Origin of the sequence: Streptomyces sp. NPDC088812, assembly GCF_044750285.1 — a bacterium.
Lineage (GTDB): Bacteria > Actinomycetota > Actinomycetes > Streptomycetales > Streptomycetaceae > Streptomyces.
Window position 1 is genome coordinate 1 of sequence record NZ_JBIVJP010000014.1, and the last position, 17,316, is coordinate 17,316.

At 73.6% G+C, this 17,316-nt stretch carries 17 protein-coding genes; 6 read left to right on the top strand and 11 right to left on the bottom strand.

Annotated features, from left to right (window positions below):
- From ACIP67_RS23875 to ACIP67_RS23910, 8 genes are all read right to left on the bottom strand, one after another.
- Positions 1 to 209: DUF475 domain-containing protein (locus tag ACIP67_RS23875; protein WP_401694399.1), on the bottom strand; the 209-nt coding region annotated here is incomplete at its 3' end.
- 3 nt (positions 210 to 212) lie between these two features.
- Positions 213 to 710, bottom strand: a complete 498-nt coding sequence (rraA, locus tag ACIP67_RS23880) for a ribonuclease E activity regulator RraA (RefSeq protein ID WP_401694400.1) — start codon at positions 708 to 710, stop codon at positions 213 to 215.
- Between the two features lie 53 nt (positions 711 to 763).
- On the bottom strand, positions 764 to 1,408 hold the full coding sequence (otnC, locus tag ACIP67_RS23885; protein WP_401694402.1) for a 3-oxo-tetronate 4-phosphate decarboxylase: 645 nt from the start codon (positions 1,406 to 1,408) through the stop codon (positions 764 to 766).
- Positions 1,405 to 2,679, bottom strand: coding sequence for a 3-oxo-tetronate kinase (gene otnK / locus ACIP67_RS23890; RefSeq protein ID WP_401694404.1), 1,275 nt, complete (start codon positions 2,677 to 2,679; stop codon positions 1,405 to 1,407). The genes otnC and otnK overlap by 4 nt, the downstream gene beginning before the upstream one ends.
- A gap of 82 nt (positions 2,680 to 2,761) precedes the next feature.
- Complete coding sequence (locus ACIP67_RS23895; RefSeq protein WP_401694405.1) at positions 2,762 to 3,850, bottom strand: isocitrate/isopropylmalate dehydrogenase family protein; 1,089 nt, start codon at positions 3,848 to 3,850, stop codon at positions 2,762 to 2,764.
- Positions 3,851 to 3,910: 60 nt separating this feature from the next.
- Positions 3,911 to 4,747 (bottom strand): sugar phosphate isomerase/epimerase family protein, encoded by an 837-nt coding sequence (locus ACIP67_RS23900; RefSeq protein WP_401694407.1) that lies wholly within the window; start codon positions 4,745 to 4,747, stop codon positions 3,911 to 3,913.
- The gene (locus ACIP67_RS23905; RefSeq protein WP_401694408.1) at positions 4,744 to 5,454 is read right to left on the bottom strand and encodes an aspartate/glutamate racemase family protein; all 711 of its coding nucleotides are present in this window, start codon (positions 5,452 to 5,454) and stop codon (positions 4,744 to 4,746) included. Before ACIP67_RS23905 ends, ACIP67_RS23900 begins: the two co-directional genes overlap by 4 nt.
- A 231-nt stretch (positions 5,455 to 5,685) precedes the next feature.
- On the bottom strand, positions 5,686 to 6,399 hold the full coding sequence (locus tag ACIP67_RS23910) for a FadR/GntR family transcriptional regulator (RefSeq protein WP_401694409.1): 714 nt from the start codon (positions 6,397 to 6,399) through the stop codon (positions 5,686 to 5,688).
- Between the two features lie 360 nt (positions 6,400 to 6,759).
- Here ACIP67_RS23910 and ACIP67_RS23915 point away from each other — a divergent pair, with 360 nt between their 5' ends.
- From ACIP67_RS23915 to ACIP67_RS23930, 4 genes are all read left to right on the top strand, one after another.
- Entirely contained in the window at positions 6,760 to 8,055 is a 1,296-nt protein-coding gene (locus tag ACIP67_RS23915; RefSeq protein ID WP_401694410.1) for a CitMHS family transporter, read from the top strand.
- A 244-nt stretch (positions 8,056 to 8,299) separates the two neighbouring features.
- Positions 8,300 to 9,103 (top strand): alpha/beta fold hydrolase, encoded by an 804-nt coding sequence (locus ACIP67_RS23920; RefSeq protein WP_401694766.1) that lies wholly within the window; start codon positions 8,300 to 8,302, stop codon positions 9,101 to 9,103.
- Complete coding sequence (locus ACIP67_RS23925; RefSeq protein WP_401694411.1) at positions 9,103 to 10,437, top strand: SpoIIE family protein phosphatase; 1,335 nt, start codon at positions 9,103 to 9,105, stop codon at positions 10,435 to 10,437. Before ACIP67_RS23920 ends, ACIP67_RS23925 begins: the two co-directional genes overlap by 1 nt.
- Positions 10,437 to 10,766, top strand: a complete 330-nt coding sequence (locus ACIP67_RS23930; protein ID WP_401694412.1) for an STAS domain-containing protein — start codon at positions 10,437 to 10,439, stop codon at positions 10,764 to 10,766. Before ACIP67_RS23925 ends, ACIP67_RS23930 begins: the two co-directional genes overlap by 1 nt.
- Before the next feature lie 219 nt (positions 10,767 to 10,985).
- On the opposite strand, the gene ACIP67_RS23935 is transcribed toward ACIP67_RS23930, so the two are convergent.
- The 3 genes from ACIP67_RS23935 to ACIP67_RS23945 all read right to left on the bottom strand — a co-directional run bounded on the left by ACIP67_RS23935 (position 10,986) and on the right by ACIP67_RS23945 (position 13,544).
- The gene (locus ACIP67_RS23935) at positions 10,986 to 11,270 is read right to left on the bottom strand and encodes a hypothetical protein (RefSeq protein ID WP_401694768.1); all 285 of its coding nucleotides are present in this window, start codon (positions 11,268 to 11,270) and stop codon (positions 10,986 to 10,988) included.
- Complete coding sequence (locus tag ACIP67_RS23940; protein ID WP_401694413.1) at positions 11,237 to 11,521, bottom strand: hypothetical protein; 285 nt, start codon at positions 11,519 to 11,521, stop codon at positions 11,237 to 11,239. The genes ACIP67_RS23935 and ACIP67_RS23940 overlap by 34 nt, the downstream gene beginning before the upstream one ends.
- Before the next feature lie 310 nt (positions 11,522 to 11,831).
- A complete protein-coding gene (locus ACIP67_RS23945; protein ID WP_401694414.1) occupies positions 11,832 to 13,544 on the bottom strand; it encodes a family 43 glycosylhydrolase in 1,713 nt (570 codons plus the stop codon).
- Positions 13,545 to 13,994: 450 nt separating this feature from the next.
- On the opposite strand from ACIP67_RS23945, the gene ACIP67_RS23950 reads away from it, so the two are divergent.
- Together ACIP67_RS23950 and ACIP67_RS23955 are read left to right on the top strand one after the other, a co-directional pair.
- Positions 13,995 to 14,819 (top strand): hypothetical protein, encoded by an 825-nt coding sequence (locus ACIP67_RS23950; RefSeq protein ID WP_401694415.1) that lies wholly within the window; start codon positions 13,995 to 13,997, stop codon positions 14,817 to 14,819.
- A gap of 119 nt (positions 14,820 to 14,938) precedes the next feature.
- Complete coding sequence (locus tag ACIP67_RS23955; protein WP_401694416.1) at positions 14,939 to 16,936, top strand: NAD-binding lipoprotein; 1,998 nt, start codon at positions 14,939 to 14,941, stop codon at positions 16,934 to 16,936.
- The last annotated feature ends 380 nt before the right edge of the window (positions 16,937 to 17,316 follow it).

A 17,316-nucleotide genomic window follows, 5' to 3' on the forward strand; every position in this document is an offset into this window, starting at 1 on the left:
ACGCCGACGGTGAGGAAGATCTTCTGCCAGAAGGCGTTCATCTTCTTCAGGATCCCGGCGTTGACCACCGCGTTGTCGAACGACAGCGAGATCTCCAGGACGGAAAGGATCGCCACGACACCGAAGGCGGTCCACCCCCCGTAGAGCGCCGCCGAGACGAGGCCGAGCGCGGTGACCGCGAACGACCAGCCGAAGGTTTTCAGAAGCACTGGCTACCCAATCCTGTGGTCGGGGAGGAGGGCGATGCCGTCGTCGTCGGCGTGCAGGACATCGCCGGGGCGGAAGGTGACGCCGCCGAAGGTGACGGGGACGTCGACGGCCCCGGCGCCGTCCTTGGCGCTCTTGCGGGGGATCGTGCCGAGGGCCTTGATGCCGAGCCGGAGACCGGAGAGGGCGACGCTGTCGCGGACGGCGCCGTGCAGGACGAGACCGGCCCAGCCGTTGTCCTGGGCCGCGCCCGCGATGAGGTCACCGACCAGGGCGGTGCGCAGGGAGCCGCCTCCGTCGACGACGAGGACATGACCGTCGCCCGGGGTGCGCAGCAGGTCGCGCAGCAGGCCGTTGTCCTCGTGGCAGGAGACGGTGCGTACGGGACCGGCGAAGCCGCGGTGCGCGCCGAACTGGCGGAACTGCAGGTCGCAGACGCGCAGGTCGGTGCCGTACCGGTCGACGAGGTCGGCGGTGGGGACGGGGGTGACTGTTTCGGGCATGGTGGGACTCCTTCGCTGGAGGGGGGCTGCCGCGCCCGCTCCTCATCCGGCCGTCAGGGGGATGGGGGCGCGAGCGCGGCAGCCTGCTCGGGGGTGAGGGGGCGGGTGGTGTGTCCCCTCAGGAGGAGGTGGAGTCTGGCGGTCTCCTCCAGTTCCTCGATGGCGTCGGCGGCCTGCTCCAGGCTCGCGCCGGCGATGACGGGACCGTGGTTGGCGAGGAGGACGGCGTGATGGCTGCGGGCCGTCCGCTCGGCGAGCGGTTCCAGGCTGCTGTCGCCGGGGGCGTGGTAGGGCAGCAGCGGGAGGGCGCCGACGCGCATGGCGTAGTACGCGGTGAGGGGAGGAAGGACGTCGGCCGCGTTCACGTCGGCCAGGCAGGAGACGGCGGCGGCGTGGGTGGAGTGCAGGTGCACGACCGCGTGGGCGCCCGGCCGGGCCCGGTAGAAGGCGGCGTGCAGGAACGCCTCCTTGGTGGGCCGGGGGCCGTCGAGGTGACGGCCGTTCAGGTCGGTGCGGGACAGCTCGGCCTCCTCGACGGTGCCGAGGCTCGAGCCGGTGGGGGTGAGCAGGAGGCTGCCGTCGGCGAGGCGGACGGACAGGTTGCCCGTGGAGCCGTGGGTGAGGCCGCGGGTGAACAGGGAGCGGGCGGTGCGCACGATCAGCGCACGGGCCGCCTTCTCGTCGGTGTAGGCGGTCACTCGGCCCCCTCCGTCGTGGTGGCGAGGGCGCGGGTGAACAGGTCGGGGGCGCCGAAGTTGCCGGACTTGAGCATCAGGGCGAGGTCGCCGTGGCGGGTGCCGGTGTGCGTCCAGGGAACGCCGGGGTCGGCTTCGTCGCCGACGAGGACGGCACGGACGCCGAGGGCGGTGGTGACGGCGCCGGAGGTCTCGCCGCCGGCGACGAGGAGGCGGCGTACACCGCGGTCGGTGAGCCGGGCGGCGAGACCGCCGAGGAGTTCCTCGACCTGCGCCGCCGCTTCGGCCACCCCCAGCTGGGCCTGGACGGCGGCGAGTTCCTCGGGGGACGCGGAGGCGTAGATGAGGACGGGCAGGTCGGGGTCCTGGGCGTCGTACCAGGTGAGGGCTTCGCCGGTGACGTCGCGGCCGGCGGCGGCCGCCAGGACGTCGAGGTGGAGGGAGGGCAGACCGGCGGCGTAGAAGTGGGCGATCTGCTCCAGGGTGCGGGCCGAGCAGCTGCCGGCCAGGACGGCGGCACGTCCCTCCCGGGGCAGCGGCTCGGCCGGGGCGGGGCCCTGGGTGGGGTAGGCGTGTCCGATGCCCTCGGCGAGCCCGGCCGCGCCGGCGATCACCGGCAGTTCTAGGGCGGCGGCGCCCAGCACGGCGAGGTCGTCGTCGGTGAGGGCGTCGGCGACGACATGCCGTACACCGGCCTGCTGGTGGGCGGTGAGGGCGTCGCGGACGGCGTCCACGCCGCGGCGCACGGTCGTCCAGTCGATGAGGGCGACCCGGTGGGGGGTCTGCGCGGACAACAGCCGGATCAGGGCGGAGTCCGTCATGGGGTTGAGCGGGTGGTGGCGCAGCGGCGAGTCGGACAGCAGCTGGTCGTGGACGAAGAGGTGGCCCTGGTAGACGGTGCGGCCGTTGGGCGGGGAGGCCGGGCAGTGCAGGGTGACGGTGGCGCCGGCGTCGTCCAGGAGTGCGTCGGTGACCGGGCCGATGTTGCCGTGGGGGGTGGAGTCGAAGGTGGAGCAGTACTTGAAGTAGATCTGTGCCGCGCCCTTGGTCCACAGCCAGCGCTGGGCGGCCCGGGAGTCCGCGACGGCCTCGTCGGCCGGGGTGGAGCGGGACTTCAGGGCGACGACGGCGGCGTCGCAGTCCACCGGCAGCGCGGTGGTGTCGTCCGGGGTGCCGAAGACCAGGGCGGTGCGCAGGCCGGCGCGCCGGAAGGCGGCGGCGACGTCGGTGCCGCCGGTGAAGTCGTCGGCTATGCAGCCGATGCGCAGGGTCATGGTCGGGGGTCTCTCCTCGGGCGTGCGGGCGGAGCGTGGGGGCCGGGGCGGGCGGTCGGGGGCCCGCCCCGGAGCAGGTGGGTCAGTTCTGGCCGGCGCCGGCGGTGATGGCCTTGATGACGGCGGCGGTGAACTCCGCGGTGGACGCGGAGCCGCCGAGGTCGCGGGTGGAGGTGCCGGCGGCGATCGCCTCGGCCACACCCCTCTCGATGATCTTCGCGACCTGGGCCAGGGCCTGGTCGCCGTGCTTCGCGGCGAGCCACTCGAACAGCATGGCGCCGGAGAGGATCATGGCGACCGGGTTGGCGATGTTCCGCCCGGCGATGTCGGGGGCGGAGCCGTGGGAGGCCTGGGCCATGGCGGTGGTGGCGGAGGCGTTGATGGACGGCGCGGTGCCCAGCGAGCCGGAGATCTCGCCGGCGAGGTCGGAGAGGATGTCGCCGAACATGTTCTCGGTGACGATGACGTCGAAGTCCTGGGCGCGGCGCACCAGGTGGACGGTCATGGCATCGATGTGGAAGTCGTCGACGGCGACGTCCGGGTAGTCCTTCGCGACGTCCTGGCACACGGTGCGGAACAGTCCGGTGGTCAGCTTGAGCACGTTGGCCTTGTGCACGATCGTGAGCTTCTTGCGGCGCGAGCGGGCCAGGTCGAAGGCGACGCGGGCGACGCGCTCGGTGGCCTCGCGGGTGATGATGCCCAGCATGATCGCCGTGTCGGGGGTGGGCATGAACTCGCCGGTGCCGGCGAAGGTGTTGCGGTCGGCGTAGAAGCCCTCGGTGTTCTCGCGGACGATGACCAGGTCGGCGTTGTCGCAGACGGCCTTCGCGCCGGGGAAGGACTTGGCGGGGCGGATGTTGGCGAAGAGCTGGAAGTGCTTGCGCAGGGTGCCCGAGGGGTTGAGCGCGGACTTGTGCGGCTCGGGGTAGCTGACGGAGTCGTGCGGGCCGAGGTACCAGCCGTCCAGGCCGGCCAGGGCGTCCTTGGTCTCCTCGGGGACCGGGGTGCCGTGGGACTCGATGGCGGCGGCGCCGAGCGGCAGCGTGACCCAGTCGACGGAGACGCCGGCGGCCTGCGCGGCGGCGGTGGCGATCTCGACGGAGGACGGGACGATCTCCGGGCCGATGCCGTCGCCCTCAAGGACGCCGAGGCGGTAGGTCGTGGTGCTCATGGTGCGGGTTCCTCTCAGAACGGGTGGGTCGTGGACCTGGGGGGAGTCGGGGGACAGGGGTCAGGCAAGGACGGCCGCGGCGTCGGTGAGTGCGGTCCAGGAGCGGGCGGCGGCCTTGGGGCTGTCGCCGTCCTGGGTGTGTTCCAGGGTCAGCCAGCCGGTGAAACCACCCGTGTGCAGGGCCCGCAGCAGGGACGGCAGCCGGGGGTCACCGACGGTCAGGGGGCCCCGCGTGGCCGGTGCCGCGAGCTGGAGGCAGCCGGTGACGCGGGCGTGCTCCGTGACGGCCCGCACCGTGTCGACGCCTTCGGCGTCGAGGTGGTGGGTGTCCAGCACCAGCCCCGCCGGAGCGTCGAGCGAGTCGATGACGGCGAGGGCCTCGTCCGGGGTGTGCCACAGCGAGGTGTTGGCACGTGACTGCGGCTCCAGCAACAGCCGGCTGCCGTGCGTGGACGCCTCCTCGGCCAGCTGCTCCACGGCGCGCGCGGCCCAGATGCGCTGCATGTCCTCCAGCCCGGGCAGGAAGCTGCCGCGCGTCTGGCCGAGCGTGACCGGCACCCCCAGCTCGCCGGCGAGACGGGCCGCGCCCCGCAGGCGGCACAGGGCGTGCCGTCGTACGTCCGGCGACGGGTCGGTCAGCGTCAGCCGGTCCTGGCCCGCGACCGGTCCGGTGCCGATGCCCAGGACCTTCAGGCCGGCGGCCTCGACGGTCCGCGCCAGGCCTTCGGCTGCGCGGGCGCCGGTCTCGCGGACCTGCACCTCGACGCCGTCGTAGCCCAGTTCGGCCAGGTGGCTGACGGCTTCGGCGAGCGGGGCGGCGAAGCCGAGCGGCACGGGCGCCGTGCAGTCGTCGCCGGAGACGGTGTAGGCCAGCGGCCAGGGCAGGCGCGCCGTCATGGCGCGACCGCCGCGGCAGGGGCCGTCCGCACATCGGCGGGGACGAGCAGGCCGCGCAGTTCTCGGGCGGCGGCGCCGGCCCCGTCGAGCACGGGCAGACCCAGCAGGGCGGCCAGCGCCTCGCGTGCCGGGGTCAGCGAGTACTGCGCCAGCAGCACCACGTCGGCATCGGCGCCCCCGGCGGCTCGCAGGGCGTCGGCCAGGTGGCGGGCGGTCGCCTCGGCACTGTCGGCGACGGCCGCCTCCTCGCTCAGCGCGGTCACGATGTCGACCGGGCGGTCCGGCCGTACCGCCGGTACGAGCGCTTCGAGCTGGGCCACGGCGGCCGGGACGGCCGGCGGCGTGGAGGCGACGACGGCGATGCGCCGGTACGGGCCGGCCAGTGCCGCCTGGAACATGGCCTCGTCGGACTTCAGCACCGGGACGTCCCACAGGGTGCGGGCGGTGTCGACGACCTCCCCGTAGGAGGAGCAGGTCAGCAGCAGTCCCTGGGCGCCGCCGTCCATGACGTGGGCGATCAGGCGGAGCATGCGCCGGCGCAGTGCGTCGGTGAGGCCGCCGGCGTCGCGGGCGTCGTCCAGCAGGCGGTCGTCCAGCACGTTCCACACGGTGGCCCGGGGGAATTCGCGGGCGAACGCCTTCTGCGCGATGCGGGTCGCGGCCGGCACGGCGTGGATCATGGCGACCAGGGGTCGGGATTCGATCACCGGGGTTCTTTCCTCTTCCGGTAGGCGGGGACCGGCAAGGGTCCCGGTCCCGGGCCCGCTCCGGTCGGTGCGGAGACGGAACGGAGGCGGAGCGGGCCGGGAGGGGTCACGGCAACGTTTCGTCGCGTTGCTGCGCCGTCACTGTAGGCCCATCCGGTAAACCGGTCAACCGGTTGACCTCATGGTGGCGCACGAAGGGCCGTCGGCCCCCGCCGACGGCCCCGGTGCCGCCTACGCCTCGCGCTGGTCGAGGGCCTGCATCAGCCGCCGGGAGGCACCGCCCATGTGGCGGGCCATCGCCGCGCGGGCCGCGTCGGCGTCGCCCTCGGCGACCGCTTCGAAGATCGGCACGTGGTCGGCGTAGGCCACCTCGCGCGAGCGGACGGCTCCCGTGCGCTCCACCCAGCCGCGCTGGATCATCGCCCGCATGCCCTTGAGCATGTCCCGCAGCACCGTGTTGCCGGCCAGTTCGCCCAGCGCCGCATGGAAGGCCGTGTCCGCCTCGGGGAACTCCTCGTCCGGGCACTCCTTCATGGCGGTCAGCCGGGCCCGCAGCAGCTCGACGCCCGCCTCGTCGCGCGCCTGCGCGGCCAGGCCGGCCACGACGACCTCCAGCTCCGCACGCGCCTGCACCATGTCCCGGGCGCCCCGCTCCCCGAGGACCAGGCCCAGCTCGAACAGCCGGTAGAGCACATCGGAGTCGGTGCCGCGGAAGTAGGTCCCGCTGGACTGCCGGATCTCCAGCAGGCCGAGGAAGCCCAGCGACTTGATCGCCTCCCGCACGGTGGGCCGGTTGACTCCGAGCATCTCCGTGAGCTGCCGCTCGGAGGGGATGCGGTCGCCGGGCTGCACCTCGCCGGACATCAGGTACTCGATCAGTCGACGAGAGACCTCGGCGGCCAGCGGCTCCCGCGGCTCGACCGTGATCCTGGCGAGTTCGGCCATCGAATTCCTCACTTCGGTATTGACGTGATGGCTGGATTCTAGTTACCTACCGGCAATCCGGTAAACCGGTTGTCCGGAGTTCCGGTGCTGGGCTTCCCCGATTCCAAGCCGCCAGGAAGCCTCCGCCTCGCCGCGCGCACCCACGCTTCCGGCAACCGCCGTGTCCTCGGGCCCGGCCCCACCGCGCCCGCGTGACCCGCCCCTACAGGAGCCGCACGTACCATGACTTTTCCGACGCACGAGCCGAGAACGGCGCCGTGTGCGCTGCCGGTCACTGCCTGACCACGTCCACGCACTGACCCGCGCACTGTCCGCCGCCAGACCGCCGGCGGCCACTGAGCCACGCCCCTAGGAGCAACGATGCTCGCCGTCCTCGGCTTCGCCACCCTGGGCAGCTTCATGCTGCTCGTGATGCGGAAGTACCTCTCCGCCTTCACCGCCATCATGCTCACGCCGATCGCCGCCGCCCTCGTCGCGGGCAAGGGCACCCAGCTCGGCGACATGATCATGAACGGTCTGGACACCGTCGCGCCCACCGCCGCGCTGCTGCTGTTCGCCGTCCTCTACTTCGGCCTGATGATGGAGGTCAAACTCTTCGAACCCGTCTGTCAGGCCATCATCCGGGCCACCAAGGGCGACCCGGTCCGCATCTGCGTCGGCACCGCCGTCCTGGCCCTGTGCGTCGCCCTGGACGGGGACGGCACCACCAGCTACATGATCGTCTGCTCGGCGTTCCTGCCCATCTACCGGCGCCTCGGCATGAACCCCCTCATCGTCGCCACGCTGTCCGCCATGGCGCTCGGCACCATCTCCGGGACCACCCCCTGGGGCGGCGCCGCCACCCGCGGCATCAGCGTCCTGCACCTGAGCGCCACCGACTACTTCGTGCACATGATCGGCCCCATGGCCCTCACCGGCCTGGCGATCATCGCCGTCGCCTACTGGCTCGGCCTGCGCGAACGCCACACGATCGACACCGAGAAGCTCGCCGCCTACAAGCTGGAGATCGCCTCGGGTGAGGCGTTCGAGCCGGTGAAGGCGGACTGGCGGATGTGGTTCAACGCCGCGCTCACCCTGCTGCTGATGGTGCTGCTCGTCCTGGAGGTCGCCGACCTCCTGGTCCTCTTCATGGTCGCGTTCGTCATCGCCCTGCTGGTCAACATCCGCTCCATCGGCGACCAGCAGGACCTCATCAAGCAGCAGGCCGCCAACGCCGTCCCCGTGATGATCCTCGTCCTGGCCGCCGGCGTCTTCACCGGCATCATGACCGACTCCGGCATGATCAAGGCCATGGCCGACGCCGCCCTGTCGGTCGTCCCCGACTCCATGGGCAACCTCATCCCCCTCTTCACCGCCGTCCTCGCCCTCCCCCTCGGCTTCTTCATGTCCAACGACGGCTACTGGTTCGGCGTCGTCCCCGTCCTCGCCGAGTCCGCCGCCCACTACGGCATCGACGCCAACGAGATAGCCCGCGCCGGCGCCATCGGCCAGATCCTCCACATGATGGGCCCCACCAGCGCACCCCTGTGGGTCCTCCTCGGCCTGGTCAAGAGCGAGCTCGGCGACTTCCAGAAGCACGCCCTGCGCTGGGGCATCCCCGTCTCCCTCGCCTACATCGCCTTCGCCCTCCTGACCGGCGCCATCAGCATCGCCTGAGCGCTGCCGGCCGGCAGCCCCGGTCCCGCCCGAAGCACGGCGGCCCCCGACGCGGACGACGCGGACGTCCGGTCGGGAGGCCGCCGCCCGCATGAGCGCTCCGCCCGGCGGCAGGCACGCACCGGCCTCCGCTCCCCCGCTCCGCCCGCGGTCGCCCAAAGGTGAGCGGGCCGGGGCACTGACGCGAGGTCGGGGGGATCCCCGCCCGTCCGGGTGATCCGTCGTGGATGGGAGGATGGCGGGTATGGATATGCGGCGCAGGAACAACGTGACGGTGACCGGCCGTCCGGACGGGCCGACGATCGTCCTGGCCCACGGCTTCGGGTGCGACCAGAACATGTGGCGCCTGATCGTTCCGGCTCTGGCCGACCGCTACCGGCTGGTGCTCTTCGACTACGTCGGCTCCGGTGGTTCGGACCTGTCCGCCTGGAGCACCGAGCGCTACTCGTCCCTGGACGGCTACGCCCAGGACGTGGTGGAGGTCTGCGACGAGCTGGGTGTCGAGCGGGCGGTGTTCGTGGGGCACTCGGTCAGCGCCATGGTCGGGGTCCTGGCGGCGCAGGCGGCGCCCCGGCGGATCGGGGCGTTGGTGATGGTGGCTCCCTCCCCGCGCTACATCGACGACGACGGCTACCGCGGCGGCTTCACCGCGGACGACATCGACGAGCTGCTGGAGTCACTGGAGTCGAACTACCTGGGCTGGTCGTCCGCGATGGCCCCGGTCATCATGGGCAACCCGGAGCGGCCCGAGCTGGGCCGGGAGCTGACGAACAGCTTCTGCGCGACCGACCCCGACATCGCCCGGGTCTTCGCCCGCACCACGTTCCTGTCCGACAGCCGCGAGGACCTGAAGCACGTGCGGGTGCCGACGCTGGTGCTGGAGTGCCTCCACGACGTGATCGCTCCCCGCGAGGTCGGCGCGTTCGTGCACGCCGCGATCCCCTCCTCCCGCCTGGTCACCCTCGCCGCCACCGGCCACTGCCCCCAGCTGAGCGCGCCGGAGGCCACCGCGGAAGCGATCTTGGAGTTCCTGGAGTCGCTGAAGTGATGTGCCGGACGGGCTCGAACCCCGATCCCTCCGGGACCGGGGACAGGGCCGGCACCGACGCGGTGTTCACCGCCCTGCTGGAGGACAGTGCCGAGGAACTGTACGAGGCGGCTCCCTGCGGATACCTGTCCACCCTGATGGACGGCACCATAGCCAAGATCAACTCGACGCTGCTCGGCTGGCTCGGCAGGGAGCGTGAAGCGGTGGTGGGGCGGCTGCGCTTCACCGACCTGCTCACCGTCGGCGGCAAGCTGTACCACGAGACGCACTTCGCGCCGCTGCTGCGGATGCGGGGCGAGGTCAGCGGCATCGCCCTGGACCTGAGGGGCGACGGCGGACGCAGGCTGCCGGTGCTGATCTCCTCGGCCGTCAAGCACGGCGTCGGGGGCGAGCCACTGCTCATCCGCACCACCGTCTTCGACGCGTCCGACCGGCGTACGTACGAAGAGGAACTCCTGCGCCGCAAGCAGGAGGCCGAGCAGGCGCGGGCCGAGGCGGAGCAGGCGCGCGCGGAGGCCGAGGAGGCGCGCCGGCAGGCCGAGGCCGACCGGGCCCGGCTGGCCGACGCCCTGGCCGCGCTGCAGCAGTCGCTGCTGCCCACGTCACTGCCGGCGGTGCCCGGGATGGAGACGGCCGTCTACTACCACACCGCCTCCGTCGACCGGCTGGGCGGCGACTTCTACGACCTGTTCCCCATCGACGGCACCCGCTGGGGATTCTTCCTCGGGGACGTGTGCGGCAAGGGGCCCCAGGCGGCGGCGCTGACCTCGCTGACCCGCTACACCCTGCGGGCCGCCGCGCTCCACGACCCCGAGCCGGCGACCGCGCTGGCCACGCTGAACGCCGTCCTGCACGAGCGGTACACCGCCGGCGGCGATCCCCGCTACTGCACGGCCGTCTTCGGCATCGTCCACACCGGCTCCGGCCACCCCGTCGTCCGCCTCGCGTCCGGCGGACATCCCCCGGCCCTGGTGCTGCGGGCGGACGGGAGCGCCGCGTACCTGCCCACGCCGGGCGGCATGCTCGTCGGCGTCCTGCCCGACGCCCCGTTCACCACCGTCGAGACCACCCTCGCCCCCGGCGACACGCTCCTGCTCTACACCGACGGCCTCACCGAGGCGCGCACCGGCCCCTCGCGTGACAGCCTGTACGGCGAGGACGCGCTGCACGCCTTCGCCACCGCCCACGCCCCCTCCACCGCCCACGGAACGATCACCGCACTGACGGGGCTGCTGGACAGCTTCGGCGACGGACTCGACGACGACACCGCCCTGCTCGCCCTCGGCGTGCCCGCCGCTCACCCGCACCCCCACCCGGCAACGAACGCTGACTGATGAGCCCCCTGAGCATCACCGACCGAAACGCCGCCACCGGCCCCGTCGTGCACGTCGCCGGCGACCTCGACTACACCCACGCCCCCGCACTGCGGCAGCGCGTCGAAGGCCTCCCCCTGCGGCCGGGGCAACGCCTGGTCGTCGACCTGACCGGTCTGGAGTTCTGCGACTCCAGCGGCATCACCGCGCTGCTCGCCGCCCGCCAGCACGCCCTGTCCGCCGGAGCCGACCTCGTCCTGGCCGCCGTCCCCTCCAACACTCTGCGCATCCTGGCCATCGTGGGCCTCGACCGGGTCTTCACCATCCATCCCGACGCCCCCACCGCCTGAACGACTCAGCAGCCTGTCGGCGGCCCGCCGAACGCCACGGGCCCTCACCGCCCACGGAGGCCCGCGAGGGGGTTCGGCCCGCGCCGGCTCCCGGTGCGGGTGTGCCGCGGGAGCCGTACGACGACGGCGGGGCAGGTCGGGGCGGAGCGGGGTGGGGCACCGCATGGCCGGAACACGTCCGCCGCCCCGCAGCCGCCCGATGGCCCTCCGCTCCCCGGGTCAGGGAGCGCTGCCGCCGCCGAGGTGTGCGACGGTACGGGTCACGGAGTCGTAGCTGCGGGCGTGGGTGAGCGTGCCGTCCCAGGGGTCGGACAGAGCGGCCGGCAGGAGATGGTCGGGCCACCACGCCGAGGCGCGGGACGACCGGCCCAGGGTCAGGTGCGGGACCCATCTCCCCGGAGCGTGCAGGGGGTTGAGGCGGCCGGTGGCGTGGGCTCCGAGCACGTCCCACACCTGCCGGTGCAGCCGGGTCAGTCCCGCGTCCGGGTCGACCCGCCAGGCCAGGACCGGGTGCGCCCGGGGAAACGGAGCAGCCCGTCGAGCCGGAGCGGGGCGGGCAGGCCGTCGAGGGTCGCCGCGAGCGCCGCCCTGACGGGGGGATCGAGGTCGTCGCACGTCGCCAGGGTCAGGTGCGGCCGGTTGGTCGGGTGCCGGTGGCCGGCGAGGCTGGGCAGTCCGGCGGCGGCGATCCCGCGCCACATCTCCCGGACGTGCAGCTCGGTGGTGGCGTCGGGCAGCAGTTCCACGGTGCGCACGGCGTCAGCCTACGCGGCCGGGGCCGGGGGGCGACGACGCCGTCGGGCCACGCGGGAGGGGCGGTGGTGACGACGGAGCGGCCCGGGGGGCGCAGGATCCGCGCACCTTCACGGTCGACGGCGTCACAGGGGCTGCGCACCCTCACGGTCGACGGCGCCGCAGGAACCGCGCACCCACACGGTCGACGGCGCCGCAGGAACCGCGCACCCACACGGTCGACGGCGCCGCAGGGGCTGCGGCACCGTCGGGTCCGCCGCGTCCGCCGCGTCCGCCGCGTCCGCCGCGTCCGCCGCGTCGTACGGTCCGTTGTCACACGGAGGCCGCCCGGGAAGGTTCCCGTACCGACGCTTCCGCCGCTTCGTCGTCCGTCCCGGTGCTCCGGAAGACCGCCTCGTCGAAGTCGGCCGGCCGGCCACGGCCTTCCAGGTCCCACACCCACAGCCCGGCGAAAGCCCCGGTGAAACCCAGCGAGCGGATCCGCCCGTCCACGAACTCCTCGGCGTGCTCGTCCGACAGCACCGCCGTGTCCAGGGGGGAGCCGATGGAGCGCCAGCCGCCGCCGGTGTCGTGGCGGAAGGTGAGCCGGCGTCCTGCGAAGTCGAGGCCCAGACGGAGACGGGTCAGGTCGCCGAGCGGCTCCTGGCCGGCCTCGTCCACCGTCAGCGAGCCCCGGTCGCAGGCTGCCACCCGCAGCACCGCCTGTCCTCGGTCGTCGGCGGTGACGTGCAGGAAGTACCAGTTGCGGGAGTTGTAGTAGGCGGTGATGCCCGCCAGGTGCTGGAAGCCGTGGGGCCGGAACTCCATCGTGGCTTCGAATGTGCAGTGCGGGGAGGTGACCCGCCGGGCGACCAGGCTGGGGCCCGTCAGGCTCTGCGGGGAGCGTCCGCCCCGCAGCCGCAGGTGCGAGGGGCGTTCGGTGAGGGTGCACCAGTCGGGTGTGGCGGGACGGCGCAGAGTGGACCAGTGGGGGCCGAGGGCGGGCGCGTCGAACCCCTCGGTGTCGCCCGCGTCCCCCGTGTTCCCCGTGTCCCCCGCGTGCTCGTCGCCGTTCTCGGGGGGCGGGGGTCCGGCCGGAGACAGGGCCGGGGCCGGGATGGCGAGCGCGGGCGCCCCGGTCGGGGTGCGCGGCCATCCTTCGGAGGTCCAGGTGACGGGTGCCAGCGCGGTCTCGCGGCCCAGGACGCACGGCCCGCGGCGGCCGTGGGGCCGGGCCACCAGGTAGGCCAGGTACCACTCACCGGCGGGTGTCTCGACCAGGCTGCCGTGGCCGGCTTTCTGCAGGGGCAGGCCGGGATCGTGCCGCGCGGTGATGAGCGGGCCGGCCGGATCGCGCTCGTAGGGTCCGGTCAGGCGACGCGACCGGGCGACGGTGACCTGGTGCTCGTACCCGGTTCCGCCGTCCGCGGTGAGCAGGTAGTACCACTCTCCGCGCCGGTAGAGGTTCGGTCCCTCGATCCACCCGGCCTGCGGCGGCAGGACGACGGGCTCCGGGTCCCCTACGAGACGGCGCGAGGAGCGGTCGTAGCGCGTGGCTTCCAGGCCCGCCGAACCGCCGTGGCCGGGGCGCCAGTCGTGCACCAGGTTGAGCAGCCGGCTCTCCGCTCCGTCGTGGAAGAGCGAGGCGTCGAATCCGCGGGCGTGCAGCGGGACCGGGTCCGACCACGGTCCGTCGATCGACGGTGCGGTGATCAGGTGGTTGGGGCTGTCGGTGAAACCTTCCGCGTAGGTGGAGACGTTGCTGTACACCAGGTGGAAGAGGCCGTCGACGTGCGTGAGGTTGGGGGCCCACACCCCGCCGGAGTCCGGGCAGCCGGTCAGGTCCAGCAACCGGGTCCCGTCCAGTGCCCCGCCCAGCGGCCGCCAGTGCGCCAGGTCCCGGGAGTGGTGCAGCCGCACGCCGGGGAACCACTCGAACGTCGAGGTCGCCAAGTAGTAGTCGTCCCCCACCCGCACAAGGGACGGGTCGGGGTGCGAGCCGGGAAGGATCGGATTGCGGACGACCCGGCTGGTGTGCTGCGGCATGCGTTCCCTCGTGAGTACGGACGGTCCGGCGGGACGGCCGGAAGATCGGCGGCCGGTCCCCGTCGGACCGTAGTGTCGAACGCGGATATCGACAACGGGCCCGTCCCCGGCCCACGTACCGGTCATCACTCCGCACCCGGACCCGACTCTGACGCTTCCCCGCGGTTCCGGACTCACCTGATCCTCCCGGTGACATCGGTCCCGGCACACACGCCTGCGAACTGATGCGCGGCGAAGTGCTCCTTCCGGGGTGGCGCGGGGGGCCGGGACAAGTCCGGGCCGCCGTTCGGGAGAACATCAGCCCCGCTCATCCGTAGTATCGGTACGACACGGCATGCAGCAGCAACTGCCGCGAGCCGCGGCACCTGTGGAAAGGGTGCGCGACGGATGTCGCACGGGGCACGGGGTTCCGACCCGTCGCCCGTGGGCCCATGAAGGAGCGTGAGGATCATGTCCGACGTGACGACCGCATCAAACGGGGTGACCTCCCAGTACGCCGCCCAGGTGGCAGGGGACTTGGAGCGCAACCTCAAGGAGCAGGAACGCATCGCCGGTGAGATCGCCGTGCTGCAGGGCCAGTTGGCGGCCCTGGAACAGGACCGTTCCGTGCTGCTCAACGTCCAGCAGGCACTCGGCGTCGAGCCCGCCGTGACACCGGCGGGGGCAGTCGCGGCGGAACCGGCGGCGGCCGCACCGGGACCGGTCGCCGAGGTACCCGCACCCCGCGGGAAGAAGCAGCCCGCGGCGGGCACCGTCCCGCGGAAGAAGAGCGGGAAGTCCGCTCCTCCCGCCCGCAAGCAGGACGGCAGGAAGAAGGCGGTCCGGACGACGGCGGACCGGGCGACCGAGGCCCGTGCGACGGCTGCGGGGACGACCGAGGCCCGTGCGACGGCGGACCGGGCGACCGAGGCCGGTACGACGGCCGCCGAGCCGGCCAAGCCCTCGCTGGTCTCCCTGGTGCGCGAACACCTGGCCGGCCAGAGCGAGCCCCGCTCCGCGGCCGAGATCGCCCAGTGGCTGGACAAGCGGCACCCCGAGCGCGGCATCAAGACGACCGTGGTGCGCAGCACCCTCGAAGGGCTGGTCGCCAAGAACCAGGCCCACCGCAGCAAGCAGGGGACGTCCGTCTTCTACACCTCCCCCGACGCACCCGAACCGGCCGCCGAGCACCAGCAGGAGCCGGAGCAGGGGCAGGAACAGGGCACGGAGCGGGGACAGGCACAGGCGCAGGAACAGGGGCAGGAGCAGGAGCAGGAGCAGGAGCAGTCCGGCTGAGGGTTCGGGCTCGGCCGAGGCGGCCCGAAAGGATGAATGACCCGATGACACGGCGTGTCGCGGACCCGGGATCAGCACGCTTCGACCCGGGAACGTGAGACGGGTGTCGGGAGGCGCGTGTGGCAGGGCGGCAGCGGCCGAGTTCGCTAGGGGACCGAGCCCGTTACCTGTTCGACAGGACACTGGCGCGCAGTACGGGCACGCTGCTCGGCTGGTTGGCCGTGTGCTGTCTGTCCGTCGTCGTCCCCATCAGCACCCTGCTGGTGTGGACCGACCCCGACGCGCCCCGGTCACTGTCCGGCCGGCTCACGGCCGTGTGGCGCACCAGCGCGGAGACCCTCCGCCTGGGCGGGGTGACCGGCGCGCCGCTGCGCATGCTGCTCTCCGCGGTGCTCGGGCTGATCGCCCTGCTGTGCGTGTCGACCCTGGTGGGAGTGGTCACCACAGGGCTCGGCGACCGGGTGACCGAGCTGCGGCGAGGGCGCTCGACGGTGCTGGAGCGGGACCACGCCGTCGTCCTCGGCTGGTCGGACCAGGTGTTCACCGTGGTCGGTGAGCTGATGGCCGCGCGCGCCGACCGGGGGCGGGGCGTGGTCGCCGTGCTCGCCGACCGCGACACCGCCGAGATGAAGGCGGCGCTGGCCGCCGTGCCGGGTGTCGCCGGCAGCGCCCGCCTGGTCTGCCGCACCGGCGCGCTGACCGATCCCGAGGCCCTCGGGCTGGTCACCCCGGCCGCGGCAGGGGCGGTGCTGGTGCTGCCGTCGGAGCGCGCCGACGCCGACGTGGAGGTCGTACGCGTTCTGCTGGCGCTGCGGGCGCTGCACGGCGGCACCGAGGCCGGGCCGCCGGTGGTGGCCGCCGTGCGGGACGCGCGCTATCTGCCGGCCGCGCGGCTGGCCGCCGGTCCGCGGAGCACGGTCCTGGAGACCGAGCTGACCACGGCTCGGATGGTGGTGCAGTCGGCCCGGCGGCCCGGACTGTCGGCGGCTCTGCGTGACCTGCTGGACTTCGACGGGGCCGAGTTCCACCTGGTCGACGTCCCGGAACCGGCGGGTCTGTCCATGGCGGAGGCCGCGCTGCGCTTCGAGGCGTCCTGTGTCGTGGGGCTGCTGCGGGCCGACGGCCGGCCCCTGCTCGGCCCGGCGCCGGACACCGTCCTCGGCCGCGGGGAGCGGCTGGTCGTCGTCGCCCACGACGACCTGGCCGAGGTACCCACCGACTGCCGTGAGCATGTCGACCCGACGGCCGTGGCGTCGTCGGCACCGCGGCCCGACGGGCCGTCGCGCACCCTGATGCTCGGCTGGAACCGGCGCGCGCCGCTGGTCGTCGACCTCCTGCGCCGGACCGCCCGGCCGGGATCGGTCCTCGACGTGGTCGGCGCGGCGGACCCCGGGCCCGTACCGGCGCGGCCCGCCGGCCTCGCGGACGCGGGGCCGCTCACCGTCACGCACCACGCCGGCGACCCGGTCGGTCCCGAAACCCTGCGCGCACTCGACGTGTTCGGCTACGACAGCGTCCTCGTGCCGGTGCCGGACGCGGACACAGGCCCCGAACGGCCCGACGACCGCACCCTGCTGACCCTGCTGGTCCTGCGGTCGCTGGAGGAGGAGACGGGCCGGGCACTGCCGGTGGTGGCGGAACTGAGCGACCCCCGCAGCCGGGCCCTGGCCCCGCTCGGGCCGGCGTCCGACGTGATCGTCCGGGGCGAACTCACCGCACTGCTGATGACGCAGATCTCCCACAACCCGGCGCTGGCCCCGGTGTTCGAGGCGCTGTTCGCCGGCCGGGACGGCGGGCTCGCCCTGCGCCCCGCCGGACACTACGTCCTGCCGGGCCGCGAGGTGTCGTTCGCGACCATCGTCGCGGCCGCCCTCGAACGCGGCGAGTACGCGATCGGCTACCGCGTCCACCACTCGCACACCGCGCACCGTGACGACGAGCTGCGGCTGTGCCCCGGCAAGGCCGAACGGCGCGAGTGGGGCGCCGAGGACGAGGTCCTCGTCCTGACGCCGGCCGCCGGTGGGCCCGGCGTCACGGACGCCCGGCACGACGGGCTGCCCGCGATGCGGCGGCACCACGAAGGGGACGACTCGCCGACCGGTGTGCCGACGGGGTGACCGTGGGCCACGGCAGACGGGCGGGCGCTACGGACGGATGCTACGCACGAGCGGGCGCTACGAGCGGGCGCTACGAGCGGGCGCTACGAGCGGGCGCTACGGGCGGGCGCTACGGGCGGGGCGGCGCGCGGGACCCGTCGGCACCGGCCCGCTGCCTCGGTGACCGCCGAGCCGGGCGGCGTCGGGCGGCCCGGCGACATGGGGGCGGCCTCGCGCGGCCCGGCCGCACGGGGCGACGCGGGTCCGCAACGAGCGGCCCGCACCGCCGAGTTCAGTCCCGCGGCACCGCCGGCCCGCCCCCCTCCCCTTCGCCTTCTGCACCGGCCTCGACACCTCCGCCGTCCTCGACGTCTTCGGCGGCCTCGGCGTCTGCGACGTCA

What these genes read in the sequence shown, in the direction of transcription:
- rraA (WP_401694400.1), bottom strand. Translation starts at nt 710, where the DNA reads ATGCCCGAAACAGTCACCCCCGTCCCCACCGCCGACCTCGTCGACCGG.
- otnK (WP_401694404.1), bottom strand. Translation starts at nt 2,679, where the DNA reads ATGACCCTGCGCATCGGCTGCATAGCCGACGACTTCACCGGCGGCACC.
- ACIP67_RS23895 (WP_401694405.1), bottom strand. Translation starts at nt 3,850, where the DNA reads ATGAGCACCACGACCTACCGCCTCGGCGTCCTTGAGGGCGACGGCATC.
- ACIP67_RS23900 (WP_401694407.1), bottom strand. Translation starts at nt 4,747, where the DNA reads ATGACGGCGCGCCTGCCCTGGCCGCTGGCCTACACCGTCTCCGGCGAC.
- ACIP67_RS23910 (WP_401694409.1), bottom strand. Translation starts at nt 6,399, where the DNA reads ATGGCCGAACTCGCCAGGATCACGGTCGAGCCGCGGGAGCCGCTGGCC.
- ACIP67_RS23915 (WP_401694410.1), top strand. Translation starts at nt 6,760, where the DNA reads ATGCTCGCCGTCCTCGGCTTCGCCACCCTGGGCAGCTTCATGCTGCTC.
- ACIP67_RS23920 (WP_401694766.1), top strand. Translation starts at nt 8,300, where the DNA reads ATGGATATGCGGCGCAGGAACAACGTGACGGTGACCGGCCGTCCGGAC.
- ACIP67_RS23925 (WP_401694411.1), top strand. Translation starts at nt 9,103, where the DNA reads ATGTGCCGGACGGGCTCGAACCCCGATCCCTCCGGGACCGGGGACAGG.
- ACIP67_RS23930 (WP_401694412.1), top strand. Translation starts at nt 10,437, where the DNA reads ATGAGCCCCCTGAGCATCACCGACCGAAACGCCGCCACCGGCCCCGTC.
- ACIP67_RS23945 (WP_401694414.1), bottom strand. Translation starts at nt 13,544, where the DNA reads ATGCCGCAGCACACCAGCCGGGTCGTCCGCAATCCGATCCTTCCCGGC.
- ACIP67_RS23950 (WP_401694415.1), top strand. Translation starts at nt 13,995, where the DNA reads ATGTCCGACGTGACGACCGCATCAAACGGGGTGACCTCCCAGTACGCC.